This is a genomic window from Pseudomonas sp. P116 (assembly GCF_020149425.1).
In the GTDB taxonomy this organism is placed as follows: Bacteria; Pseudomonadota; Gammaproteobacteria; order Pseudomonadales; family Pseudomonadaceae; genus Aquipseudomonas; species Aquipseudomonas anatoliensis.
This window is the reverse complement of sequence record NZ_JACVHB010000004.1, coordinates 345,355-367,125: the sequence shown is the minus strand read 5'-3', so window position 1 is coordinate 367,125 and position 21,771 is coordinate 345,355. Positions and strand designations below refer to the sequence as shown.

Below are 21,771 nucleotides of genomic sequence, written 5' to 3'. Positions count from 1 at the left end.
CCCGGTCGATTTCAGGACTTCCCATGGACACCATCACCAAGCAAGACCGCATCACGCTGAAGAACCTCAAGGTCGCCGACTTCGCCAGCGAGGAAACGCTGTGCTTCACCGCGACCATCGTGTTCGACGGCACTCCCATCGCCGAGGCCCGCAACGACGGGCATGGCGGCTCGACATTCCTCCGCGCGCTCAACGGCAAGACGACGCTGCTGGCTCAGGCCGAAGCCTTTGCCAAGGGCTTGCCGCCTGCGCCGCTCGATCTAGGCCAGGAGGGTGAAGACCCTCATTACATCGACATGACGCTCGACTTCCTGGTCGATGAACTGGCCGATGCCATGCACGCGGAGCGCAAGGTGCGAGCCGCCTTCAACCGCGACATCGGCAACAAGGTGCTGTTCATCAAGGACGGCAAACTGCTGTTCATCAAAGGCATCAAGCTCAAGGCTATCGCCGACCGCAAGGCGTACTTCGCTTCGCTGCGCACCAGGCAGGCCCAGCCCATCGTCATCCTCGCCGAGCTTCCGCCCGAGCGGGCATTCGACCTGTGGAAGCAGCATGTCCTGGGCGACAAGCCCGATTGACCCAGCGCCACCGCACCCTCCTGACAGCCCCGTACTCGATGCGGGGCTTTTCTTTTCCTGTGCTCATCAATCGGGGCTGGGCCGAATGCCGTTTTCCAACTGACGCGGCGCAGCCCTCGCACGAAGCTGCCTGCATGTTCGCTGATTCGTCAGCACATGCCAGCAGCCAGGGTTCCAGGCTGCCGCGGGTCTCTCCCGCGTCACCCACCAGTCCGCATCGCATCAATTCTGCGGATGAGCGTCCCCGTGACGCTGATGCTTTTTATCAACCGCGTGCGGGAGCTGCCATCCCGTGAGGGACAAGGCCCCGCTTTTCCAAGGAGCCCGTCCATGTCCCAGCAAGCCTCTTTCGGCCAGTTGGCCCTGACCTACTGCGGCAAGTTCCTGCCGCTCGAAGTCTTGCAAAGCGCCGCCGGCCACTACATCGGCACGCGCGATACCGAAGGTCCCGTTTCGCGGGAATCCCGCGAGTACTTCCGCAGCTATGCCGCGGCTCAACGCGCCCTCGAAAGAGGCGGCTGGTCCCAGCTCGCCATTCCCTGATCCAACTGGAGAAATCACGTCATGAACCAGCTACTGCCGCGGGAAGTCGTCGATCAGATCATGCGGGAAGAGCAGCATTTCGCTGCCGCGCCCCAAGCCTTCTTCGAGGCCTGGAAGCGCGGTGTCGAGATTGCTGGTCCCGAGTGGTTCGGCGACGGCACCCGTGAAGGCCTGAACCAGGCCAAGACCAAGTGGGATTTGCGTCCCGACATGCTGCGGCTCAACGATGCCCTCGGCGTCCTGAGCAGCGGCGAACGCATGTTCCTGTCCGCCATGGTCAGCTTCTACAACGCGCGCGAGGGCGGTGCCATGCTCAAGCGCTGCCGCTTCCACGGGCTGTCGGACTTCGACGGTCTCGATCTGGAACGCCGCAAGGTCATCGCCGACCTGCTGGTGAACTACAGCGGTTGGTGAGCCGGTCTCCGGCACGCCACTGTCCTCTCGATCCCCCCGTGAGGGACATGCGCCCATAAGGCCATGTCCCTCAATTTTTCTTCCCCATCGCCCGACGCCAACGGCCTTGGGCTATTCCCTGCGGACGCCATCGTCCGCATGGGCTGGCTCCGCTCTTCTCGAAAGGAGCCAGCATGGCAAACAACTACTACGAAGGCACGGGCGTTCTCGTGCTCAACCGCGTTACTCCCGTCATCAAGGCACTGTTCGGTGCTTTCGCGCTCGACGAAAACCATCCCGGCAATGGGCAGGCCTACATCGCCCAGATCGCCGAAACCAATGATCCACGCTGGACAGATGTGCTGGACGGTCTGGAAAACCTGGCCACACAACTCGGCATCCCCATGCCCGACGACGAAGAGTTGTCGATTCCGCCTCTGCTTGAACGGCTGGCCGCGCACTTCGGTGCTGACCAGGACGGGGAGCTGGAGAACCTGATCGAGCACCACCAATTCGAGGACGGCGCCGACCTGGAAGCCCTGCTTCTGATCGCTACCCGCTTCGATGACGGCCATAACCTGACCGCCATCCAGTTTGAGGGCTGCTGGTATTGCAGCAAGCCAAGGCTATTCGAGTTCGGCGGCAACGGCTGCTACCTGAGCCGTGAGGTCCAGGTCTTCAGAACGTCCTCGCAGGCGCTTCAACTCGGCGATCAACTGCGCAACACCATCCTGGCCGCCGACATCGAAGAGGCCTCAGCGTTGATCGCGCTGGAGGCCGCCAACCTGCTTGCCGGCATCACCGATGAGCAATTTCGCCTAAATGTGCGCCATCGCATCGCCGAACGGCTGGTTCAGACGCCAACGATCAGCGCCGACTGACGCATTTTCCACTTTCAACCAACCGGGTCCAATTCCCGGTGGCGGAGATTGGCCCCAATATTCAAATCTGGAGAGTTCCCATGTCCCAGAAACCCAATCCCTTTCTCCGCGGCTACTGGAATCTGAAAATCGTCCGCACGCTGTGCATCGGCTACGACGACGGAAGCCCGCATGTCTGGCGAATCATCCACGCGAGTCAAAAGCACTTTTCCGACGAGGAACTGATTTCATCCTCGTGCATCGTCACCAGCGATTTCGCCGTGGTCAGGAATGGTCCCGAACCCGTGAGTGCCGAGGTGCTGGCCGAATGCGATACCGCAGAAGGTGTCAGCGGCGAAGGTGTAATCGGTGCCGTGGTCTATGCCATCCATGGCGACGACTTCGACGGTCGCCCCATCCACGTCGGCGACGCCTATTCGGCAGAGGCAGCGCGGGAAGTCGTACAGCGCCTGAGTTTCGAGACCGGCTACTACAGCCGGTGCTGGGAAATCAGCAGCGCACACATCAGCCAAGAAACCGGCCAATACCTCGCCAACCTGGCAGACCTCGCTACGCCGGAGGCATTCCTGTTCATCGCGTTCCGGGTTCCGTACAGCCCGGCGATCGGCATCAAGCTGATCTCCACTCCCTGGACGGACAAGAACCTGGACCACGCCGAGGGCATCAGTGCGGAGCAGCTTCGCCAGGAGCACCGAAGCAAGGGTATGCCGGATGACCTGGCGAACGTCATTGAACTGGCTGGCCAGGCCGACGTGCGCATCCTGATTCTCGACGCCGACGCACCCGTGCTGTTGGGCCTGCCGTTGGCCGAATCCTAGCAGCCGCTCGACGCAACATCCTTCCTCTTTGTTCTCCCCCATACCGGCCCGTCTCCCTCCCGGAGCCGGGCTGGTCCATTTTCATAGGAGCAACCTCATGTTCCCCGACCTCATCTCGCGCACGCCAGACTTCGAGCACCAGCTCGGCGCCTGCGTCAATGCCATGGGCCAGGACGACGCCATCGGCCAGATCCTGGTATTCGAGCGCATGAGCGGCACGCTGCACATGCGCCATATCGCCAGCGCCGACCTGGTGGACACCGACATTGACGACTACGAAATGGTCGTCTTCGACGGTGGCAACACCAGCGGCGATACATGGAAGCATGTCTTCTTCCCACGTCAGCGCGAGCACTACTTCGTGTACGAAGCCTGACCCAACCAAGCCCCTTTTCGAGGGGCTTTTTCTTGTCCGCAGCGCAGGAAAGCGGGTGCGACGCTGTGCGATTTCTTGCAGGCAGGCCGCCCATTCCAGAGCCATCCTTGCTCCATGTTCGTCGGCGTTGCCGACACATGCCCTGGCAGCCGAGACCTTCAAGGCTGCAAGTGCGGGAAACCGTGCTGGTCGTTTCTTCCTATGGACGTACCCCGTCCGTTCACGCCACCCACAAGGGACCTCTCCCTTGCGGGCGGGGAATCCCTTGTTCTTCCTCAAGGAGATTCCCATGGACCGTTCCCTCATCAAATCCATGATGCCTTCGCTTGTCGCGGGCCATGTCCCTCGCAACGTGCGTTCGTTCAAATACCGCGTATTCGATGATCAGCCGCAGTCCTCGACGTTGGGCTTCGCCATTGACCCTCAGCCCTTCAACGGCAAGGTAGTCTCCGCGACCGACGATGCCATCGTCGTCAAGCTCAAGCCTTCCGAGTTCGCCGTGCTCGATCCCAACCTGGTGACCACCGTTCCCAGCGAGGGCGCCAAGGTCCATGTCCAACCCTACGCCCGGCGACGTTTCGACGGGCTTCGCGCGGACACCCCGGAAGTCGTCACCGAGAAGACTTCGGATGGCACGCCTTACACCATCACGAGGCATATCCTTGGCAAAGCACCCGCCAAGCTGCCCATTCCCGAGCCGCAGTGCATGGAGCTGGGCCAACTCATCGAGCAGTTGGAGGAGATGCCCGCGCCCGACGGGTTCCGGTGCATCACCCACATGCTGGTCGATGCAGGTGCCCGCGACTTCGCCTGGGTCGATCCCAAGCCCTCCAGGATCATCGAGACCCCGCCGGCGATCAGCTTCACGGTCTCAACCACCAAGTTCGAGGGTCAGGTGACGATCCTCTACGACCGTGGCGGCGACACCTACGTGGTGGAGCTGCACCGCGACGGTGAGTTGGTCGATAGGCACGACGAGGTGTATTTCGACATGCTCGGTGAAGTGCTGGAGCGGCTCATCGACGACGGGCGCTGGCGCCTGATCGACGTGAGCGTGATCGACGCCAAAGCCTTTCGGCAACGTCAGGCGGTTCCAGCCTGACGTGCCAGACAGGAAGCCTAGCGGCACGACTGATCAGTCCACAGCCTACCGGCGACTGCCCCACAAGCCTTCCATCCGTTTCGGTGGAGGGCTTTTTTCTTCATCCATACAGGAGATTTCAACCATGTCACTGCGATTCAGAGGCTCCGACCTGCGCCCCGTGCTTGCCGAAGCCATCGCCAACCAATGCCGCGTCGCCCTGGCCAAGGACCAGGGCGTGTACTTCCTCGCCGAGCGCGGAGAGCGCCGCCCCGATGGCCGCGTGAAGCTGCTGGCCTATGCCGTCGGCTGCAACCCGGATACCGACCCGTTCGATGACTGGTGGGAACTGGCACGCGCCGAGCTTGGCGGCGACGACTTCGGCGAGTTCTTCGACCCGAAAGACAGCGTTTTCACTCGCATTCTGCAAAGCTCAGATGATCTGGAGCTGTCCGCCACCGCTACGTATCTGTCGCTGGCGGCGGTGGAATCGGCGTAGTCCAAAAATGTCCGCATACCCCTTGAAGCCCCCATTTCGGGGGCTTTCTTTTGGGCGGAACTGGGCAGCCTGGAAAAAATGGGAAGCGCCCGGATGCCGATTGATTGCTGTCGCGCGCGCGAGGCCCGGCCATGCTGACCCCATGCCTGCTGACGTTGTCAGCGACATGCCAAGCAACCATCGGTCTTCAAGGTTGCGTCGCAGTTCCCACTGCGTGACCGAGCCAGCTCGCACCGCATCCATCCGCGAGCGGCCACCAGTCTCTGGTGGCGGATGCTTTCGCCTTATCGACCCACCGCGGGGTTACGCACCTTTCCCCGCATGCGTGGGGCTGGTGTGTCTCCGCTTCTTCCCTATGGAGATTCACCATGAACACCACGTCCAACGAGAAATCGTATTTCGACCTCCACACCTCGGGCATCGGCTACATCCAGCGTGTCCGTGAAGTGCCTGTCCGGGGCGGCCGCCGTGCGCAGCCTTTCCTGGCATGCACCGTTGCCGCGCTGGTCGGCCCCGCCAGGGACCCCAGCTACCGCTACTTCGACGTCAAGGTCTCGGGTGCCGAGGCCAAGAACCTCGTCCAGCGCTACATCGGCGTTGACGATCCCAAGCAGCGCCCGCTGGTGCGCTTCCGCCTCGGCGACCTGTGGGGCGATGCGTACATCCGCGACAAGGGCGAGCGCAAGGGTGAAGCCGCCGCGTCCCTCAAGGCGCGACTGCTCAAGGCCGAGCCGCTTGACCGGGCCGAACTGGCTTCCATCAAGCAGCACGAGCTGATCACCCGCGGCATCGGCTACCTCAGCCGTCCGAAGGACGTCACCCCCAAGGATGGCGATCCGTTCCTGTCGTGCTGCGTCGCGGCTCTGGCCGGGCCTGTCGGTGAACCGGACTATCGGTACTTCGACACCATCGTCGCCACCCCTGAAGCCGAGCACCTGGTTCGCCGGTGCGTGCAGGCCATCGAAGGGGACCGCAAGGTGCTGATCGCCTTCAAGTTGAACGACATGAAGATCGATCCGTACATCCGCACCAAGGGTGAGCGCGCCGGGGAGCCGGGAGCGAGCCTGGAATCGACGCTGATCCACATCGGTCTGATCAAGATCGACGGCACCCAGGTCTATCCGACGAGCCAGGCGCAAGCCGAGGCGTCGCAGGCCGAGGACGCACCCGCGCCCGAAGCCGAGGACGCCGCCGACACCGCTGCCGACCAGCCTATCGAGCCCGCCGAGCGCGAGCCCGCAGGTGAAGTCGAAGAGCAGGAGCCGGCATTGGCTGCTTCGTTCTGATCCGGCATGGCCCCTCACGGGGCCTTGCCTTTTTCCTATTCCTCAAGGAGAAGCATCATGGCAGTCACATCGGCACCCGAGAAATCGGCCACTCCCATCATCGTCCCGGGCCAGCTCGCGCTGCGCACCATTCATGGCCGCAACGGAAAGTTCAATGTTGGCAAGCTCGAATGCCAACTCGGAAAATTCACGATTAAAGACGCGGAGTTGGAGCAATACCCCGAGGGCAAGTATCAAGGGGAGTTCGTCCTTCGCTACATCTTCCTCAAAGGCTATCCGATCAGCGACGGCAGCATGCGTTTCGAGATGCGCGCCAACCTGGACGGTATGACACTTTTCGGCATCGACAAGCTGAGCAAGGCCGAAGCACATAGCTTCGCCCCGCAGGAAGTCGATCCGCTCGATGAAGATCAAGGGACACAGCCTGCGACAACGCCGGCCAAACCCGCCAAGGCATCCAGGTCCGCCAAACCTGCACCCGTGCAGACGTCCGCGGACCCGCTGGTCGATACCACGCCCTTCGGCGTGGACGCGCCGCCTGCTGCGGCTGCTGCCCCCGGCAGCACCGAGGATGGCGACGCCGCGCTGTTCGGCCTGTTGTGGCCGCTGGGCGAGTCTGTGAAGCTGGATTCGACCATCGACCGCCGCGCCCTGCGCGCCCAGATCGCCCGCCTGGGCGAACTGGGCTACGCGCTGGACTTCAAGACGCAGGAGTGGAGCCGCCAGGCCGAACTGCAACCTGCGTGATTGCAGACACCGCATCCGCGGTGTTCTTCATCCACCCGCTGGGGTTCCTTCCCCATGCGGGGGTGGCCTCGGCTTTCTTCTGGAGGTCTCCATCATGTCCACCATCACTTGCGATACACCCCGTTCCGCGCTGGACGAAACCGCGTGGCGCGCCGTTTGCAAGACGGCCGCCGAGCATGCCCAACGTGGTTGCGGCCTGTCCTGGGATCACTGGGTCACGCTTTTCAGCTCGGAGATCGACGCGCAAGCCAGTCGATTGCCGGAAAGCCAGCGCGTTCATGCGCTGGAAATCGCGACCCAGGAATGGGACTACGCAACACCTGCCGAACGGCAGGAAACCCAGGACTGGCTCGCTGAAAACGGCTGCTGTTCGCATGGGATCACGCTGGGTTGCTGCCCGGCCGGTTGCGGTTCCTAGCCCGCACTGCATTCCATCGCCGCACACGCGGCATTCCATCACCCGCTGGGGGTTCTTCCCCACGGGGAGGCCTCTGGCTCTACTTCTTCAGGAGGCCTCTCATGGGCTGGTATTTCTCTCCCCAATCGCGGTCTGAACTGATCGCCGAACTGATCGCACCGCAGGAGACCGAGCGCGCCAGCGTGAAGGTCATCGCCCACACGCTGCGCGGCAACGTCCTCTGGTCCGTCGCGGAAGTGACGGCCAGGGCCGAAGGCGTGCATCGTGATCTCGCGCCGGGCCAGTCCCTGCGCTACATCCGCTGCGATCTTCTGGAGCGCAGCGGCAACCAGTGGGGCTACAAGCCGCTGGACGAGTCCATGCACCCGTACTACTACTCGTGCCCGCTGTCCTATCTGGACCTCGCACCGGAGCAGTCCGCCGACTGGCGTGCAGGCGTTCGCGCCTACCACGCGCGGCGTCGTACACCCACGGTTGCCACGGCACCCGCCGCGGCACTATTGGCCTGAGCCAGGAGGAACCAACATGGACCCGATCCTGGCTGCGCTCCCCGCCTCGCTGTTAAAGCTCGTTGAAGGCAGTTTGTCCAACGACGAAGTTTCCTCCGACGAGGAAATGCTGGCGTACTTCATCGACAACGGCCTCACCGAGGAGCAGGCACGGCAGGCGCTGACCTATCGCGACCAGTACCTCAACAACATCTACCTGGACGGCTTCACGCCGATCACCGCGGTGGACGAGGCGCTTCACTTCAACCCGCACACCCGGCAGTTCGAGCCGGACTGAGCGGTTTTCTTCCACCCCCCCCGGGGCAGTACCTGCCCCGACGGGCGGTGCTGTTCCCGCTCATCCGAGGACACCACCATGCCCGCAAACACTTCTTCCACGCTGTACCGCATCGACGAATGCCCGGACGTGATGGCCGACGCCTGCGTTGGCGATGACCAGGGCAACCTGATCTTCCTGTCCATCTGGGCACGCGACACCGCCGTCCAGCAATTCCTCGCTCGCCTGACCCTCGGGCGCGACGAGCAGGGACTGGACCAGTTCCACGTCATCACCGACCAGGGCGGCAGCGTCCCGGTGTTCATCGGCAACGTCGATCGCCTGGAAAAGCGCATGACCCGCGCCTACCGGCGAACGCTGTTCGGTTCGCTGTCCAACGTGTGGCTGTTCGACCGGCGCTGCGTCAAGCCCGACAAGGCCAACGCCAGCGCATTGGCACTGCTGCCGCGCGACAGCGCCCACCGGCTTGACCGCCTGTGGATGCTGGTGCGGGACACCTGCCCGTTGCCGCTACTCGACCACTGGCGCGAGACCGTGCTGGAACTGCTGCAAAGCCGCGAGATGCTGGCCCGCCTTCCGTTCGCCCTCGGGCCGCTGGAAGGCCATCGGCTCGCCATCGACGTGCCGGCGCTGACCCTGGCGCTGGGCTCCCTGATCCGCAGTGACGCGCTCACCGCCTATCCCTATCCGACCAAGATTTGGACGCCGGAAGCGGTAGCGGCTTGACCCCCTCGGAGGCACGTCTCGGCGTGCTTCCGTCTTTCATCCCCGCCAACCAGGAGACTTCCATGGCCCTCATGTTCCCGCGGCTCGCCCGCAATTTCGCCAAGAACGGGTACTACCCGACCGACGAACCCACGCTCGAAAGAGCCCTCAACGCACTGATGCCCAGCGACGGGCCGATGTGCATCCTTGATCCCTGCGCCGGCGAAGGCGTGGCGATCGCCGAAGCCGCCTATGCCCTCGGGCGTGACCAGGCCAAGGCATTCGCGGTCGAGTTCGACGCGGAGCGGGCACGCCATGCCCGAGGCTTGGTCGATCACTGCCTGCACGCGGACCTGATGGACACGATGGTCTCCAAACAGTCCTTCGGGTTGCTCTGGCTCAACCCGCCGTATGGCGACCTGTCCAAGGACGTCAACGGCAACATCGGCTATCAAGGTCAGGGACGTGCCCGCCTCGAAAAGCTGTTCTATCAGCGTTCGCTGTCGCTGCTGCAGTACGGCGGCATGCTGGTCTTCATCGTCCCCGGCTACGTGCTCGACGCGGAGCTGGTTGGTTGGCTGACACGCCACTACACCGATCTGCGGATCTACCGAGCGGTGGAAACGCAGTTCAAGCAGGTGGTGATCTTTGGCCGAAGGGTGCGCCAGCGCGAGCAGGCCCCCGATGGCGTCAAGGCCGTGCGCAACTTGCTGCTGCAGGTTGGGCTTGGCGAAGTCGAAGCCGAGGAACTGCCGAGCGAATGGCCGTTCCTGCCGTACATCGTCCCCGCCAGTCCGGTCGAGCCGGAGCATTTCTTCCGCGTGACGATGGAGCCGGAGCAGTTCGCCGATGAGGTCGGTCGGCTGCAAGGCCTCTGGCCGTCGCTGGACACGCACCTGGGGGCCGCGCAGCAGTCGCTGCGTCCACCGGCGCGAGCCTTGTCCCACTGGCATCTCGCCCTGGCCTTGGCAGCGGGCGCGATCTCCGGCGTTGTGCGCTCCCAGACGGGGCGCGTGCTCGTCGTCAAAGGTGACACCCACAAGGACAAAACGCTCCAGCGGGAATTCACCGAACGCGAAGACGGCTCCATCGCCGAGACCCGCATCCTCACCGACAAGTTTGTGCCCGTCATCCGCGCGTGGGACATGACGCCTGGCTCCGCGACACGGGGCGAGGTGTTGACCATCCGCTGATCCACCGGACGCGCTGCCGTCCTGCTGTACCACATCGAAGGAGAAACACCATGTTCCCGAATCCGTTCAAGCGGCCAGCGCCGCACAAGCAACCGTTGTTCGCACCGAGTACGTTGAAGTTGAGCGAGAAGGTGCATTGGCTGGCCCGAAGAGGCCTGATCGACCCCTTAGCCTATGTCCAGCGCCATGTGCGCGGGGACTGGGGCGAGATCGATGAGGCCACACGCCAAGCCAACGACGTGGCGATCCAACAGGACAACCTGATGATCTCGCAGTTCAGGATCACGCCGGACCTGGCGCTAATCGTCAAGACCAGCGAGGACCACCAGACCACGGTGATCCAGCTTCCCGAAGAGCGGGACCTGATCTGACGTCCCCACATCGTCATCCTCATTCTCCTGACGGAGCCACTTCACTCCGGCAGGGGTGTCGTGGCTCAATGACTCATCAAGGAGGAGCCCATGGCATCACATCGCATCGAAACCTACTGTCAGAACCTGGCGTTCCCCATCGGGGCGCTTATCTTCAGCAAAGGCATTGACCGCCTGGTCCGCTCGGGTCGCCTCGACCCGATCCCGTACTTCAGGCGCCACACCCGTGGCGACTGGGGCGACGTCAACGTCCAGCAATGGCAGGCCAACAGCACCGCGCTTCAATCAGGCGCATCGCTGGCATCGCACTACGTGATCCATCCGGGGCTGGCCATTCGCATCGTTACCGACGCGGAGCGCCACGCCACCGTCATCGTTCTGCCGTCCGAGGACTGAGCACGGTTCAGCCGCTGGCCACCCAGGCCAGCACCTTCAACCACCGTCGGCCACGCGTCGATTTACTTCCCACCACGGGGCATGCCACTGCCCCGCTGGGGGTGGTGCATGCCCCTTTTTCTTTGGAGCATCACCATGTCCCTCGATCTCGAAACCAATGCCGCTGAAGCCGCGCCCGTACAGGGCGAACTGCTCGACGCGGAATCTTCCCCTCTGACCCTGAGCCTTCAGGATTTCGTCGGCGAGTTCGGCGACGAACTGCTCGACGCCCTCAACAGCGCCAACCCGCCGGTCTATACCGGCCAACCGCAAGCACATCGCCAGCTCATCGTCGCCAGCCTCAAGCGCAAGCTGTTCCAGGCCCAGGCCGAAGTCGTCCACGCCGCCGCGGAGCTGCTGATTGACCGTGGCGAGCGCGCCGCGATCGTCAATGGCGAGATGGGCTGCGGCAAGACGACCGTCGGCATCGCCACGGCCGCTGTGCTCAACGCCGAAGGCTACCGCCGGACCTTGGTTCTCTCGCCCCCGCACCTTGTTTACAAGTGGCGGCGCGAGATCCAGGAGACAGTAGCGGGCGCGAAGGTCTGGGTGCTCAACGGCCCCGATACCTTGGTCAAGCTCATCAAGCTGCGCGAGCAGTTGGGTGTGCAGCCGACCGGCCAGGAGTTCTTTGTCCTGGGGCGCGTCAGGATGCGGATGGGGTTCCACTGGAAGCCTGTCTTCACCCAGCGGCGCACCCGCCACGGCGACGTGGCGGCCTGCCCGGACTGCGGCACGGTCATCACCGACCTCGACGGCGAGCCGGTCAACCCGGTCGCGCTCGAAGCCGAGGAGTACCGCAGGAAGTGCAGCCATTGCGCAGCGCCCCTGTGGACGCTGATCCGCCCACGCAGCCTGTCCGGCAGCGACCAGTCCTCGGCCGTGCTGAAAGCCTTGAAGCGCATCCCGACCATCGGGGCAGTCACCGCGCAGAAGCTGATGCAGAAGTTCGGAGACGGCTTCCTGGCCTCGATGCTCGGCGACAACATCCATGAGTTCATCAACCTCATGGACGGCAACGGCGAGCTGGTGTTTTCCGACCGTCAGGCCACCCGCATGGAACGTGCGATGGCCAACATGGAGTTCGGCTTTGGCGAAGGCGGCTACCAGCCGTCCGAGTTCATCAAACGCTACCTGCCGCAAGGCACGTTCGACCTGCTCATCGCCGATGAGGCGCACGAGTACAAGAACGGCGGCAGTGCCCAAGGCCAGGCCATGGGCGTGCTGGCAGCGAAGGCTCGCAAGACCTTGCTGCTGACTGGCACGCTGATGGGCGGCTACGGGGACGACCTGTTCTACCTGCTGTTCCGAGCCCTTCCGGGGCGGATGATCGAAGACGGCTACCGCCCGACCACGAGCGGCAGCATGACCTCGGCCGCGATGGCGTTCATGCGCGATCACGGGGTCTTGAAGGACATCTACTCCGAGAGCACCGGCACGGCGCACAAGACGGCCAAGGGCACCAAGGTATCGGTGCGCACGGTCAAGGCCCCGGGCTTCGGCCCCAAGGGCGTCTTGCGCTGCATCCTGCCGTTCACGATCTTCCTCAAGCTCAAGGACATCGGCGGCAACATCCTGCCGCCGTATGACGAGGAGTTCCGCGAAGTCGCGATGGACACGGCGCAAGCCGCGGCCTACCGCGATCTGGCGGGTCGGCTGACCGCGGAGCTGAAACAGGCTCTTGCACGACGCGATACGACCTTGCTGGGTGTGGTGCTCAACGTGCTACTGGCCTGGCCAGATTGCTGCTTCCGGTCGGAGACCGTGGTGCATCCGCGCACGCGCAACACCTTGGCGTTCGTCCCGGCTCAGTTCAACGAGTTCGAGATCAGCCCCAAGGAGCGTGAGCTGATCGACATCTGCAAAGAGGAGAAGGCGCAGGGCCGCAAGGTGCTGGCCTACACGGTCTATACCGGCACGCGCGACACGACCAGCCGGTTGAAGGTGCTGCTGGAGCAGGAAGGCTTCAAGGTGGCGGTGCTGCGCGCAAGCGTGGATGCCAGCCGCCGCGAGGACTGGATCGCCGAACAACTGGACCGTGGCATCGATGTGCTCATCACCAACCCCGAGCTGGTTAAAACGGGACTGGACCTGTTGGAGTTTCCGACGATCGTGTTCATGCAGTCGGGCTACAACGTGTACTCGCTGCAGCAGGCGGCACGCCGCTCCTGGCGCATCGGGCAGAAGCAACCCGTGCGCGTGATCTACCTTGGCTACGCCGGCTCCTCGCAGATGACCTGCCTCGAACTGATGGCCAAGAAGATCATGGTCTCGCAGTCCACCTCGGGCGACGTGCCCGAATCAGGGTTGGACGTCCTGAACCAGGATGGTGATTCGGTCGAGGTCGCACTGGCCCGGCAACTGGTCGCCGCCTGATCCCCACGCCAACGCTGGCCTAACGCCGCCGGCTTTCCGCTGTTCCCACCTTGCAGCCACGTCCACGGTCTCCGTGGGCGTGGCTGCGCTTTTTCGATCCCAAGGAGATTTCCATGAACACCAATACCCAAGCAACGACCAAAGTCGTCAGTGCTCGCCTCACGCTGGACGTGACTTACCTGCTCAACGGCGAGGCCGAATCGGAAATGCTGGCACGGCTGCGCAGCATGTGCGAATACGCCATCGATGAGGGTCTGCTGACCGGCGAGACCGCCGCGGAAGTGGATAAGTGGTCGATCGATGTGTCCGAGCAGCCCTCGGAAGCTGAGAGTGACACCCTGGTAACCGAGATCGCCTCCTTCATGCGGCAGCGCATCGAAGACGGCAATCTGAACGCTGAAGACATCCCCGTGCGCCTGGCGCGCTACGGCCTGATGGCTCCCGAGGCATTCGCCGACGAGATGCGCGAGCGCATGGGTATGGCCGACGAAGAACCCGAGAGTCAGGCTGTCATCCCTCCGACCGAGCCTGCTGAAGGCGGCGAGATCGAGATGCAAGTCGCTGTCGCCTGCGTCGATGCTTCCGGCACCCCCAACATGCCGGTCTTCAAGGTCAGAACCACCCAGGAGGAATACGACCAGGGTGCCCACTACCACAAAGCCAAGGATCTGGCCGAAGAAGCCCGGTACGAAGGGCCGTTCGTCTGCTTCGACGCTGCCGAATATGGCCCCATCCTGTCGGCCGCCCGCGAACTGGGTCTTGTCCCGCAGGTCGTCGTGGTCGATATGACCGACGGCCAGATCCACTCCATCCGCTGCGACACCGGCGAGATCAAAGTCGTCTGCTACGACACCAGCGATACCGACGAGTACTCGGTGGCGATGGCGGACCGGCCGCTCGGCGAGAACGGCCAACTCGTGCGCTGCTGGGCGCATGCCCAACTGGCACAGGTCGATCCTGGCCTGAAGCTGGCTCGGGGTTGATTCGGCAGGGTCCGACCTGCGCTCTCATTGGCCCCTTCGGGGGCCTTTTTCTTTGGAGGGAGGCTGTCGGAAAATCGGACGGGGCGTGATTCGCATTGTTTGCTGCCGCGCACGACCCCAGCGGCGATGGTGAGGGCTCGATGTTTCAGGACGCCGAGCTATGTGCCCCTCTCCACCCTGGTTTCACCATCCCGAACGCCGCCTGCTGACGGGATTTCTCGGCCTGCTTTGGTCGGTACTGGCTGGCGGCTGCGCGACAACGACTGCGCCGCACGCACCCGATGCCTTCGAGGAAGTCTCGACCGCGCCCGAACCCGAAGCGCCCGAGTACATCCCCGTTGTGCGCTATGGGCGCTACACGTTGGTCGAGCTGGCCCCCACGGCGGCGCAGCGCGACCTGCTGTTGCAGACCATCGATGTTTCGATGCCGGCGGATGCCCGCGTCACGGTCGGCGATGGGCTGCGGCACGTGCTCAAGCGCAGCGGCTACAGCCTGTGTCAAACGGCACATGCCGTGATCGAGTTGTATGCGCTGCCGCTGCCGGCGGCGCACCTGCATCTCGGTCCCATGACCTTGCGCGACGCGCTGATCACCCTAGCTGGTCCGGCCTGGGAACTGCACGCGGATGACCGCGCACGACAAATTTGCTTCGAGCGGCCCGGCGACAGCATGGCCGTCGAATCCATGCCTGAACCGGCCGCCGCCGATGCGGTGCAGACCTTCCCACTGATGCCCTCCATTCCAGGCGGCCAGCCATGAACACTCCCCAATCCTCGCGGCGCCCGGCTGCCGCCGTGGTGGCGCAAAGCCTGCTCTGGCTCTGGCTGCTCGGTCTCAGCGTCATCGTGGCCCTCGGCTACCAGGCGATGAGCGACCAGGCCGACGAGGAACGGCTCGACTCCCGTTTGCAACGCCTCGAAGCGCAGGCGGTGGCCTTGGCCGAGACCATCGGAACCATCCAGCAGCGTCCGCAGGTCGCAACGGCGGCGGACCTCAAAGACACCCGCCAAATCCTGGAAGCACGCGCTTCCCAAGTTGAGAAGACATTGAGCAGCTACGCAGCAGCCGACGACCTTCAGGCGCTGCGCGCGGAGATCGAGCAGATCAAGACGCGTCAGACCGCCGCGCGTGCAGCAACACCCGCCCAGCCGCGCACATCGAGCAAGCCCGCCGCCAAGCCTGAACCGCCGCCACTGCCGTTCCGCATCGTCGGCGCCGAACTGCGCGCCGGCCAGCTCAGTGTGTCCGTCGCGCCGAGCAGCGGGGACTTCACGCCCGACCAGCTTCAGGTGCTGTTGCCCGGTGATGCGGTCGGTCCATGGCGCTTGCAGGCAATCGATGGCAGCGCTGCGGTGTTCCAAGCCGGCGAACAGATCCGTCGCGTGGCGATTCCCTGATCGGAGCACACGACATGAAGCCGTCGATCATCCTTTCCGCACTCCTACTGGCTTCAGTCCAGTGGCCCGCGTGGGCGCAACAGCCAGCCACAGCTCCAGCCCGCAATGCGCAGAGCCAGGAGCGCCCGCTGGCCGCCCGCGTCCTGGACGACCGAGTAGCAAGCAACTGGGGGCTCCAACCCCAGGAATGGGCGCGTTACCGCGAGCTGATGGATGGGCCGCTGGGCATCTACTCGCCAAACCTGGACCCGCTGTCTGCCCTAGGCATCGAGGCACGCACCGACGAAGAACGGCGGCGCTATGCAGAGCTGCAGGTGCAAGTCGAGGCTCGCCGCGTCGAGAAGCTGCTCGCCTACCAACGTGCCTACGACGAAGCCTGGCAGCGCCTGAACCCCGGCATGCAGCGCGTGAACCTGCCCGACGACGGGCCGGGCACCGGCACCGCGCGCGGCAGCGGTCGCATGGCGGTGTTCGTCAAGGACGGCTGCGCGGCCTGTGGGCAGCTCGTGCAGCGGCTGCAATCCTCGGGTGCCGAGTTCGACCTGTATATGGTGGGCAGCCGCCAGGACGACGCACGCATCCGCGACTGGGCCAAGCGCGCGCAGATCGACCCGGCGCGCGTGCGCAGCGGCAGCATTACCCTCAACCACGACGGCGGCCGCTGGCTGTCGCTGGGCCTGCCCGGTGACTTGCCCGCGGCTGTGCGCGAGGTGAACGGCCAATGGCAGCGCCAGCCGTAGCGGCCACCTCCTTCTCGCAGCTCTTGTGCGCACTGGTGCTCGCTACCGGCCTGTGCGCCTGCGCCGTCCATGCCCAGGAGATTCCGCCACCTGCCTACCAGCTCGCCGCCCAGCAGGCGGGCATCCCCTCGACCGTGCTCTACGCCGTGGCCTTGCAGGAGAGCGGCGTTCGACGCAACGGGCGCATCGTGCCGTGGCCGTGGTCCCTCAATGTCGCCGGCCAGTCGCGCCGCTTCGCCACGCGCGCCGACGCCTGCTCGGGCTTGCAACAGGCAATGCGTACCACGCCCCACACGCGCATCGATGCAGGCCTGGTCCAGATCAACCTCGGCTACCACAAGCATCGCTTCACCAGCGCGTGCGACCTGCTGGACCCGTATCGAAACCTCGCCATCGCCGCTGAAATCCTGAACGAGCAGCACACGTCCGGCGAAGACTGGCTGCTCGCGATCGGCCGCTACCACCGTCCTGCGGGCGGCGAGCCCGCCGCCCGCTACCGGCGCAGCGTGTCGCGCCATCTCGCGCGTGTGCAGGGCGCACATCCAAACGCCGCGGTGCTCGCCGCGCGCCAGGAGACTTCCCCATGACAAAATCCCATCTGGCCCTGCGGGGCCTGCTTGTGCTGCTGGCAGGTCTGCCGCTGGCATCGCGTGCCGGCGATCCGCTGATCGTGGTCGAAGATCGCGGTGGCACGTCGGCGCTGCCGTACTACGAGGCCCTCAACCTCCAGGCGCGCGCCGATGTCCCGGGCCGGCCGCCCATTCCGACGCCACAGGTTCCCGCCACACCCGCGGACGAGGCAGCGATGCTGCCGGTGCGTAGCGCCAAGCTCACGCCCGGCACCGTCGCGCGGCGCGTGATCGAAGCGCCCGGCCTGCGGCCGTTCGTGGTCATCGGCGACGACGACGCCTCCCGGGCCTGGCTGCAGCGCCGCGGCGTCGCTTTGCGCGAACGCGGCGCGGTCGGCCTCGTGGTCAATGTCGAGACCGCGCAGGGCCTGGCACGGTTGCGTGCCCTGGTGCCGGGCGTGCCGCTCGCGCCCGTAGCCGGAGACGACCTGGCCGATCGCCTGGGGCTGCGGCACTACCCGGCGCTGATCACGGCCACCGGCATCGAGCAATGAAGCCATGTCGGGGAAACAGCCGGTCGAGGTTCTGCTACGCCCAGCGGTGGAGCTATACACCGTCGCGGCGTGTGCAGGCGCCGCGTTTCTGTGCCTGGTGGCCCCATGGTCGCTCGCGCTGAGCCCGTCGATGGGCGTCGGCAGCGCGCTGGCTTTCGGCGCTTACGGCGCGATCCGCTATCGCGATGCCCGCGTGATCCTGCGCTACCGACGCAACATCCGCCGCCTGTCGCGCTACGTGATGACGAGCAAGGACGTGCCCGTCAGCCAGCAGCGGCTTTTCATCGGGCGCGGGTTCCTGTGGGAACAAAAACACACCCATAGGCTGATGCAGACGTACCGGCCGGAGTTCCGCCGATACGTCGAGCCGACGCCTGCCTACCGGCTGGCACGGCGACTGGAGGAGCGGCTGGAGTTCGCGCCGTTCCCGCTATCCCGGCTGTCCGCGCTCACGGGCTGGGATGCTCCTTTCAACCCGGTGCGTCCGCTGCCGCCTGTGGGCGGCCTGCCACGCCTGCACGGCATCGAACCGGACGAGGTGGACGTCAGCCTTCCGCTCGGCGAGCGTGTCGGGCACTCGCTGGTGCTGGGCACCACGCGCGTGGGCAAGACGCGACTGGCCGAGTTGTTCGTGACCCAGGACATCCGCCGCAAGAGCGCTGCCGGCGAGCACGAAGTCGTGATCGTCATCGACCCCAAAGGGGATGCGGACCTCTTGAAGCGCATGTATGTCGAGGCCAAGCGCGCCGGCCGTGAAGGCGAGTTTTACATCTTCCACTTGGGCTGGCCGGAGATCAGCGCCCGCTACAACGCGGTGGGCCGATTCGGTCGCATCTCGGAAGTCGCCACCCGTATCGCAGGGCAACTCTCCGGTGAAGGCAATAGCGCGGCCTTCAGGGAGTTCGCGTGGCGCTTCGTCAACATCATTGCTCGTGCCCTGGTGGAACTGGGACAGCGCCCGGACTACATGCTGATCCAGCGGCACGTCATCAACATCGACGCGCTGTTTATCGAGTACGCCCAGCACTACTTCGCCAAGACCGAGCCCAAGGCCTGGGAGGTGATCGTCCAGATCGAGGCCAAGCTCAACGAGAAGAACATCCCGCGCAACATGATCGGGCGAGAGAAGCGCGTGGTTGCGCTGGAGCAGTATCTCTCCCAGGCGCGCAACTACGACCCGGTGCTCGACGGACTGCGCTCGGCAGTTCGGTACGACAAGACCTACTTCGACAAGATCGTCGCGTCATTGCTGCCGTTGTTGGAAAAGCTAACCAGCGGCAAGATCGCGCAGCTCCTGGCACCGAACTATTCCGACCTGGCCGACCCGCGCCCGATCTTCGATTGGATGCAAGTCATCAGGAAGCGCGCCATCGTCTATGTGGGACTGGACGCGCTGTCCGACGCCGAGGTTGCCGCAGCGGTCGGCAACTCCATGTTCTCCGACCTGGTTTCGGTCGCGGGCCATATCTACAAGCACGGAATCGACGATGGCCTGCCAGACGCCTCGGCTGGCGCGCGCGTACCGATCAACGTCCATGCGGATGAATTCAATGAACTCATGGGTGACGAATTCGTGCCGCTTATCAACAAAGGCGGCGGCGCCGGGCTGCAAGTCACCGCGTACACGCAGACCCTCTCGGACATCGAGGCCCGCATCGGCAATCGCGCGAAAGCTGGCCAGGTGATCGGCAACTTCAACAACCTGTTCATGCTGCGCGTGCGCGAGACTGCCACTGCCGAACTGCTGACGCGGCAGTTGCCGAAGGTCGAGGTCTATACCACTACCATCGTCTCCGGGGCAACCGACAGTTCGGACATCCGCGGCGCGACGGATTTCACGTCGAACACCCAGGACCGCATCAGCATGTCCAGCGTGCCGATGATCGAGCCATCGCACGTAGTCGGCCTGCCAAAAGGCCAATGCTTCGCGCTGCTGCAGGGCGGCCAGCTTTGGAAGGTTCGCATGCCGCTGCCGCTACCAGACCCGGATGAAGTGATGCCGACGGACCTGCAACAACTGGCAGGGTACATGCGCCAGAGCTACAGCGAGGCTACGCAGTGGTGGGAGTTCACCAGTTCCCCGGCCTTGCAGGATGCGGCCTTGCCCGATGACCTGCTGGATGATGCTGCTCCAGCCGAGCCTGCTGCGGTGGCCACCGACACCGACCACAGTGGCGACGAGGCCGCGCCGTGAAGGACGCCGCCTCGACCGCGCAGCGGGAGCAGAATCAGCGCCAGGGCCTGATCGTCGGCACCATCACCTTGCCGTTTCGCTTGCTTGGAGTGCTGATCGGCTCGCTGCTGTTCTCGATCGTGGTGGAGTGCGTCGGCATGCACCTGTTCTGGAAGGACCAGGGCTGGCGCCATTCCCAGCAGATGTTGCAGTACGAGCTTGGGCATCTGTCCAACCACTTCACGCGCAGCGTGGTCGTGCAGGAGCCGGGGCGCACGGCGCACGAGTTGGTGGATACAGGCTACGAATGGGTGTTTGTTCGCTCCGGGCTGCTGGCGCGCATGAGCCAGACCGCCGAGCGCGTCCGCGCGCCCAGCCACGAGCAGGCGCGCAACTTCCGCTACTACATCAGCCAAGCCTATGTCTGGGCCGAGAGCTACCTGATCGCCGCGGCCTTCACGACGCTGACCTTCCTAGTGCGCCTGCTGGTCCTGGTGCTCACGCTGCCACTGATCTTCACGGCTGCTTTCGTCGGTCTGATTGACGGTCTGGTGCGACGTGACGTGCGCAGGTTCGGCGCGGGCCGCGAATCCGGGTTCATCTACCACCGCGCGAAAGCCAGCCTTATGCCCCTGGCCGTGCTGCCGTGGATCACGTACCTGGCACTGCCGATCTCGGTGCATCCATTGCTGATCCTGTTGCCGAGCGCCGCCTTGCTGGGACTGGCCGTGAGCCTGACTGCGGGCAGCTTCAAGAAGTACCTCTAGCCGATCAATCCGGTCATCCGCAGGTTCCTATTGTTTGCGGCCTGAAACAGCCCTGATCTCCACGATCTAGCCATTGCTGATCACACAGGAATGGCGCGATGTTGGCTCCGATCTGGCTGCGCGCCGCGCATCGCGGCGTGCCCACTTTTCTCGTGACGGCCCTTGTGTTGGGCCAGTCCTCGATGGCCTTGGCCGAGTCCCCAGCGCAGCGTCAGGAGCTGGTCGCAGCGCTGCGCCAACTCGACGCGCTGGAGCGCACGGTCGCCGACAGCGCCGCGCATGCCCCCATCCAGCCGGGCGAGCGCTACCACTTCGACTACCCGAGGCTGCTGGCTGACCTGGCGCGCGTGCGCGCCGGCATCCAGGCCCATCTCACACCGTCGCGCGCCCAGCCGCGCGACCCGTCCGAATTGGCCGGCGACTACCGCACGGAGCGGGTCGTCCCGCCATCACCGCCGACGACCGCGGAGGGCAAGCCATGAACGGCGCCCAGGTCTCGGCATTTCAAGCCAACAGCGGCATCGCACCTTCAGCGATGGCGACCGTCCTGGTCGGCGTCGTGTTCGCGGTCCTGCTCGTCTGGGGCGTCTGGGCCATGCGAACGGCCTACGTGGGGTGGTCCGAGAGCCGCCTCAACCAGCGCCAGTTCCTCGGCGTCTGCATCCGATTCGTCGCGATGTACCTCGTCCTGACTTTCTTCCTCCTCTCCTGACCTGAAAGGCATGACCATGCAAAACCGCATCCTCAATTCCCGTCTTGCCCAGCGCGCCGCCGTGGCCCTGGGCGCCGCTGCGCTGCCCGTGCTGTCGTTCGCGCAGGGTCTGCCGCAATTGGAGAACCCGACCCGCGGCACGGGCAACGGCATCATGGAAACGATCCGCAACTACGGCTACGACATCATCATGCTCGTAGCCCTGCTGGTGGTGGCGTCGATGTTCATCGGCGTGTGCTACCACGCTTACGGGACCTACGCGGAAATCCACACAGGCCGCAAGACGTGGGGCCAGTTCGGCCTCACGGTCGCCATCGGCGCCGTCCTGCTCGTGATCGGCATCTGGCTGCTCACCGAAGCCACCGGCATCCTGTAAGGCGAGGCCG

Annotated in this window: 29 protein-coding genes; all 29 read left to right on the top strand. The window is 64.5% G+C overall.

The features are described from left to right. Positions 1 to 23 precede the first annotated feature (23 nt). The 29 genes from ICA15_RS16050 to ICA15_RS15910 all read left to right on the top strand — a co-directional run bounded on the left by ICA15_RS16050 (position 24) and on the right by ICA15_RS15910 (position 21,761). The gene (locus ICA15_RS16050; RefSeq protein WP_023103929.1) at positions 24 to 581 is read left to right on the top strand and encodes a hypothetical protein; all 558 of its coding nucleotides are present in this window, start codon (positions 24 to 26) and stop codon (positions 579 to 581) included. A 330-nt stretch (positions 582 to 911) separates the two neighbouring features. Beyond that, on the top strand, positions 912 to 1,124 hold the full coding sequence (locus tag ICA15_RS16045) for a hypothetical protein (RefSeq protein ID WP_003290186.1): 213 nt from the start codon (positions 912 to 914) through the stop codon (positions 1,122 to 1,124). Positions 1,125 to 1,145: 21 nt separating this feature from the next. Next, positions 1,146 to 1,538, top strand: a complete 393-nt coding sequence (locus tag ICA15_RS16040; protein WP_017512401.1) for a hypothetical protein — start codon at positions 1,146 to 1,148, stop codon at positions 1,536 to 1,538. A gap of 173 nt (positions 1,539 to 1,711) precedes the next feature. Further along, positions 1,712 to 2,398: a hypothetical protein gene (locus tag ICA15_RS16035; RefSeq protein ID WP_017512402.1), complete on the top strand. Its 687-nt coding sequence runs from the start codon at positions 1,712 to 1,714 to the stop codon at positions 2,396 to 2,398. An 80-nt stretch (positions 2,399 to 2,478) separates the two neighbouring features. Next, positions 2,479 to 3,216 (top strand): hypothetical protein, encoded by a 738-nt coding sequence (locus ICA15_RS16030; protein WP_017512403.1) that lies wholly within the window; start codon positions 2,479 to 2,481, stop codon positions 3,214 to 3,216. Between the two features lie 97 nt (positions 3,217 to 3,313). After that, a complete protein-coding gene (locus ICA15_RS16025) occupies positions 3,314 to 3,592 on the top strand; it encodes a hypothetical protein (protein ID WP_009459701.1) in 279 nt (92 codons plus the stop codon). Positions 3,593 to 3,881: 289 nt separating this feature from the next. Then, positions 3,882 to 4,694: a hypothetical protein gene (locus tag ICA15_RS16020; protein ID WP_023103925.1), complete on the top strand. Its 813-nt coding sequence runs from the start codon at positions 3,882 to 3,884 to the stop codon at positions 4,692 to 4,694. A 124-nt stretch (positions 4,695 to 4,818) separates the two neighbouring features. After that, complete coding sequence (locus tag ICA15_RS16015) at positions 4,819 to 5,172, top strand: DUF3085 domain-containing protein (RefSeq protein ID WP_009459699.1); 354 nt, start codon at positions 4,819 to 4,821, stop codon at positions 5,170 to 5,172. Positions 5,173 to 5,540: 368 nt separating this feature from the next. Then, on the top strand, positions 5,541 to 6,458 hold the full coding sequence (locus ICA15_RS16010) for a DUF3577 domain-containing protein (protein WP_023103924.1): 918 nt from the start codon (positions 5,541 to 5,543) through the stop codon (positions 6,456 to 6,458). A 57-nt stretch (positions 6,459 to 6,515) separates the two neighbouring features. Continuing rightward, complete coding sequence (locus ICA15_RS16005; protein ID WP_023103923.1) at positions 6,516 to 7,205, top strand: DUF3275 family protein; 690 nt, start codon at positions 6,516 to 6,518, stop codon at positions 7,203 to 7,205. Between the two features lie 94 nt (positions 7,206 to 7,299). Next, positions 7,300 to 7,623, top strand: a complete 324-nt coding sequence (locus tag ICA15_RS16000) for a hypothetical protein (protein WP_023103922.1) — start codon at positions 7,300 to 7,302, stop codon at positions 7,621 to 7,623. A 101-nt stretch (positions 7,624 to 7,724) separates the two neighbouring features. Further along, positions 7,725 to 8,132, top strand: a complete 408-nt coding sequence (locus tag ICA15_RS15995) for a hypothetical protein (protein WP_023103921.1) — start codon at positions 7,725 to 7,727, stop codon at positions 8,130 to 8,132. A 16-nt stretch (positions 8,133 to 8,148) separates the two neighbouring features. After that, positions 8,149 to 8,409, top strand: a complete 261-nt coding sequence (locus ICA15_RS15990) for a hypothetical protein (protein ID WP_023103920.1) — start codon at positions 8,149 to 8,151, stop codon at positions 8,407 to 8,409. Positions 8,410 to 8,487: 78 nt separating this feature from the next. After that, positions 8,488 to 9,135 carry a hypothetical protein gene (locus ICA15_RS15985; protein ID WP_023103919.1) on the top strand — a complete coding sequence of 216 codons (648 nt, stop codon included), beginning with the start codon at positions 8,488 to 8,490 and terminating at the stop codon, positions 9,133 to 9,135. A gap of 38 nt (positions 9,136 to 9,173) precedes the next feature. Further along, the gene (locus ICA15_RS15980; RefSeq protein WP_254912518.1) at positions 9,174 to 10,307 is read left to right on the top strand and encodes a DUF6094 domain-containing protein; all 1,134 of its coding nucleotides are present in this window, start codon (positions 9,174 to 9,176) and stop codon (positions 10,305 to 10,307) included. Positions 10,308 to 10,357: 50 nt separating this feature from the next. After that, the gene (locus ICA15_RS15975) at positions 10,358 to 10,678 is read left to right on the top strand and encodes a hypothetical protein (protein WP_023103917.1); all 321 of its coding nucleotides are present in this window, start codon (positions 10,358 to 10,360) and stop codon (positions 10,676 to 10,678) included. A 90-nt stretch (positions 10,679 to 10,768) separates the two neighbouring features. Then, a complete protein-coding gene (locus ICA15_RS15970; RefSeq protein ID WP_023103916.1) occupies positions 10,769 to 11,074 on the top strand; it encodes a hypothetical protein in 306 nt (101 codons plus the stop codon). A 135-nt stretch (positions 11,075 to 11,209) separates the two neighbouring features. Continuing rightward, entirely contained in the window at positions 11,210 to 13,489 is a 2,280-nt protein-coding gene (locus tag ICA15_RS15965; protein WP_028690958.1) for a helicase-related protein, read from the top strand. Positions 13,490 to 13,602: 113 nt separating this feature from the next. After that, complete coding sequence (locus tag ICA15_RS15960; RefSeq protein ID WP_028690957.1) at positions 13,603 to 14,472, top strand: hypothetical protein; 870 nt, start codon at positions 13,603 to 13,605, stop codon at positions 14,470 to 14,472. A 160-nt stretch (positions 14,473 to 14,632) separates the two neighbouring features. Next, the gene (locus ICA15_RS15955) at positions 14,633 to 15,232 is read left to right on the top strand and encodes a PilL N-terminal domain-containing protein (protein WP_028690956.1); all 600 of its coding nucleotides are present in this window, start codon (positions 14,633 to 14,635) and stop codon (positions 15,230 to 15,232) included. Continuing rightward, positions 15,229 to 15,870, top strand: coding sequence for a hypothetical protein (locus tag ICA15_RS15950; RefSeq protein WP_023103912.1), 642 nt, complete (start codon positions 15,229 to 15,231; stop codon positions 15,868 to 15,870). The genes ICA15_RS15955 and ICA15_RS15950 overlap by 4 nt, the downstream gene beginning before the upstream one ends. A 14-nt stretch (positions 15,871 to 15,884) precedes the next feature. Continuing rightward, the gene (locus ICA15_RS15945; protein ID WP_023103911.1) at positions 15,885 to 16,610 is read left to right on the top strand and encodes a TIGR03759 family integrating conjugative element protein; all 726 of its coding nucleotides are present in this window, start codon (positions 15,885 to 15,887) and stop codon (positions 16,608 to 16,610) included. Then, a complete protein-coding gene (locus ICA15_RS15940) occupies positions 16,592 to 17,197 on the top strand; it encodes a transglycosylase SLT domain-containing protein (protein WP_028690955.1) in 606 nt (201 codons plus the stop codon). The genes ICA15_RS15945 and ICA15_RS15940 overlap by 19 nt, the downstream gene beginning before the upstream one ends. Then, positions 17,194 to 17,733, top strand: coding sequence for an integrating conjugative element protein (locus tag ICA15_RS15935; protein ID WP_017515759.1), 540 nt, complete (start codon positions 17,194 to 17,196; stop codon positions 17,731 to 17,733). Before ICA15_RS15940 ends, ICA15_RS15935 begins: the two co-directional genes overlap by 4 nt. Positions 17,734 to 17,737: 4 nt before the next feature. Beyond that, positions 17,738 to 19,927 carry a type IV conjugative transfer system coupling protein TraD gene (traD, locus tag ICA15_RS15930; RefSeq protein WP_023103909.1) on the top strand — a complete coding sequence of 730 codons (2,190 nt, stop codon included), beginning with the start codon at positions 17,738 to 17,740 and terminating at the stop codon, positions 19,925 to 19,927. After that, complete coding sequence (locus tag ICA15_RS15925; RefSeq protein WP_023103908.1) at positions 19,924 to 20,673, top strand: TIGR03747 family integrating conjugative element membrane protein; 750 nt, start codon at positions 19,924 to 19,926, stop codon at positions 20,671 to 20,673. The genes traD and ICA15_RS15925 overlap by 4 nt, the downstream gene beginning before the upstream one ends. A 98-nt stretch (positions 20,674 to 20,771) precedes the next feature. Next, positions 20,772 to 21,155, top strand: a complete 384-nt coding sequence (locus ICA15_RS15920; RefSeq protein WP_023465080.1) for an RAQPRD family integrative conjugative element protein — start codon at positions 20,772 to 20,774, stop codon at positions 21,153 to 21,155. Next, positions 21,152 to 21,385, top strand: a complete 234-nt coding sequence (locus ICA15_RS15915; RefSeq protein WP_009459672.1) for a TIGR03758 family integrating conjugative element protein — start codon at positions 21,152 to 21,154, stop codon at positions 21,383 to 21,385. Before ICA15_RS15920 ends, ICA15_RS15915 begins: the two co-directional genes overlap by 4 nt. Positions 21,386 to 21,401: 16 nt before the next feature. Continuing rightward, positions 21,402 to 21,761, top strand: a complete 360-nt coding sequence (locus ICA15_RS15910) for a TIGR03745 family integrating conjugative element membrane protein (protein ID WP_023103906.1) — start codon at positions 21,402 to 21,404, stop codon at positions 21,759 to 21,761. Positions 21,762 to 21,771 lie beyond the last annotated feature (10 nt).

Bases quoted from the DNA above. Each gene is read 5' to 3' on its own strand.
- ICA15_RS16050 (WP_023103929.1), top strand. From the start codon at position 24: ATGGACACCATCACCAAGCAAGACCGCATCACGCTGAAGAACCTCAAG.
- ICA15_RS16045 (WP_003290186.1), top strand. From the start codon at position 912: ATGTCCCAGCAAGCCTCTTTCGGCCAGTTGGCCCTGACCTACTGCGGC.
- ICA15_RS16040 (WP_017512401.1), top strand. From the start codon at position 1,146: ATGAACCAGCTACTGCCGCGGGAAGTCGTCGATCAGATCATGCGGGAA.
- ICA15_RS16035 (WP_017512402.1), top strand. From the start codon at position 1,712: ATGGCAAACAACTACTACGAAGGCACGGGCGTTCTCGTGCTCAACCGC.
- ICA15_RS16030 (WP_017512403.1), top strand. From the start codon at position 2,479: ATGTCCCAGAAACCCAATCCCTTTCTCCGCGGCTACTGGAATCTGAAA.
- ICA15_RS16025 (WP_009459701.1), top strand. From the start codon at position 3,314: ATGTTCCCCGACCTCATCTCGCGCACGCCAGACTTCGAGCACCAGCTC.
- ICA15_RS16020 (WP_023103925.1), top strand. From the start codon at position 3,882: ATGGACCGTTCCCTCATCAAATCCATGATGCCTTCGCTTGTCGCGGGC.
- ICA15_RS16015 (WP_009459699.1), top strand. From the start codon at position 4,819: ATGTCACTGCGATTCAGAGGCTCCGACCTGCGCCCCGTGCTTGCCGAA.
- ICA15_RS16010 (WP_023103924.1), top strand. From the start codon at position 5,541: ATGAACACCACGTCCAACGAGAAATCGTATTTCGACCTCCACACCTCG.
- ICA15_RS16005 (WP_023103923.1), top strand. From the start codon at position 6,516: ATGGCAGTCACATCGGCACCCGAGAAATCGGCCACTCCCATCATCGTC.
- ICA15_RS16000 (WP_023103922.1), top strand. From the start codon at position 7,300: ATGTCCACCATCACTTGCGATACACCCCGTTCCGCGCTGGACGAAACC.
- ICA15_RS15995 (WP_023103921.1), top strand. From the start codon at position 7,725: ATGGGCTGGTATTTCTCTCCCCAATCGCGGTCTGAACTGATCGCCGAA.
- ICA15_RS15990 (WP_023103920.1), top strand. From the start codon at position 8,149: ATGGACCCGATCCTGGCTGCGCTCCCCGCCTCGCTGTTAAAGCTCGTT.
- ICA15_RS15985 (WP_023103919.1), top strand. From the start codon at position 8,488: ATGCCCGCAAACACTTCTTCCACGCTGTACCGCATCGACGAATGCCCG.
- ICA15_RS15975 (WP_023103917.1), top strand. From the start codon at position 10,358: ATGTTCCCGAATCCGTTCAAGCGGCCAGCGCCGCACAAGCAACCGTTG.
- ICA15_RS15970 (WP_023103916.1), top strand. From the start codon at position 10,769: ATGGCATCACATCGCATCGAAACCTACTGTCAGAACCTGGCGTTCCCC.
- ICA15_RS15965 (WP_028690958.1), top strand. From the start codon at position 11,210: ATGTCCCTCGATCTCGAAACCAATGCCGCTGAAGCCGCGCCCGTACAG.
- ICA15_RS15960 (WP_028690957.1), top strand. From the start codon at position 13,603: ATGAACACCAATACCCAAGCAACGACCAAAGTCGTCAGTGCTCGCCTC.
- ICA15_RS15955 (WP_028690956.1), top strand. From the start codon at position 14,633: ATGTGCCCCTCTCCACCCTGGTTTCACCATCCCGAACGCCGCCTGCTG.
- ICA15_RS15950 (WP_023103912.1), top strand. From the start codon at position 15,229: ATGAACACTCCCCAATCCTCGCGGCGCCCGGCTGCCGCCGTGGTGGCG.
- ICA15_RS15945 (WP_023103911.1), top strand. From the start codon at position 15,885: ATGAAGCCGTCGATCATCCTTTCCGCACTCCTACTGGCTTCAGTCCAG.
- ICA15_RS15940 (WP_028690955.1), top strand. From the start codon at position 16,592: ATGGCAGCGCCAGCCGTAGCGGCCACCTCCTTCTCGCAGCTCTTGTGC.
- ICA15_RS15935 (WP_017515759.1), top strand. From the start codon at position 17,194: ATGACAAAATCCCATCTGGCCCTGCGGGGCCTGCTTGTGCTGCTGGCA.
- traD (WP_023103909.1), top strand. From the start codon at position 17,738: ATGTCGGGGAAACAGCCGGTCGAGGTTCTGCTACGCCCAGCGGTGGAG.
- ICA15_RS15920 (WP_023465080.1), top strand. From the start codon at position 20,772: ATGTTGGCTCCGATCTGGCTGCGCGCCGCGCATCGCGGCGTGCCCACT.
- ICA15_RS15915 (WP_009459672.1), top strand. From the start codon at position 21,152: ATGAACGGCGCCCAGGTCTCGGCATTTCAAGCCAACAGCGGCATCGCA.
- ICA15_RS15910 (WP_023103906.1), top strand. From the start codon at position 21,402: ATGCAAAACCGCATCCTCAATTCCCGTCTTGCCCAGCGCGCCGCCGTG.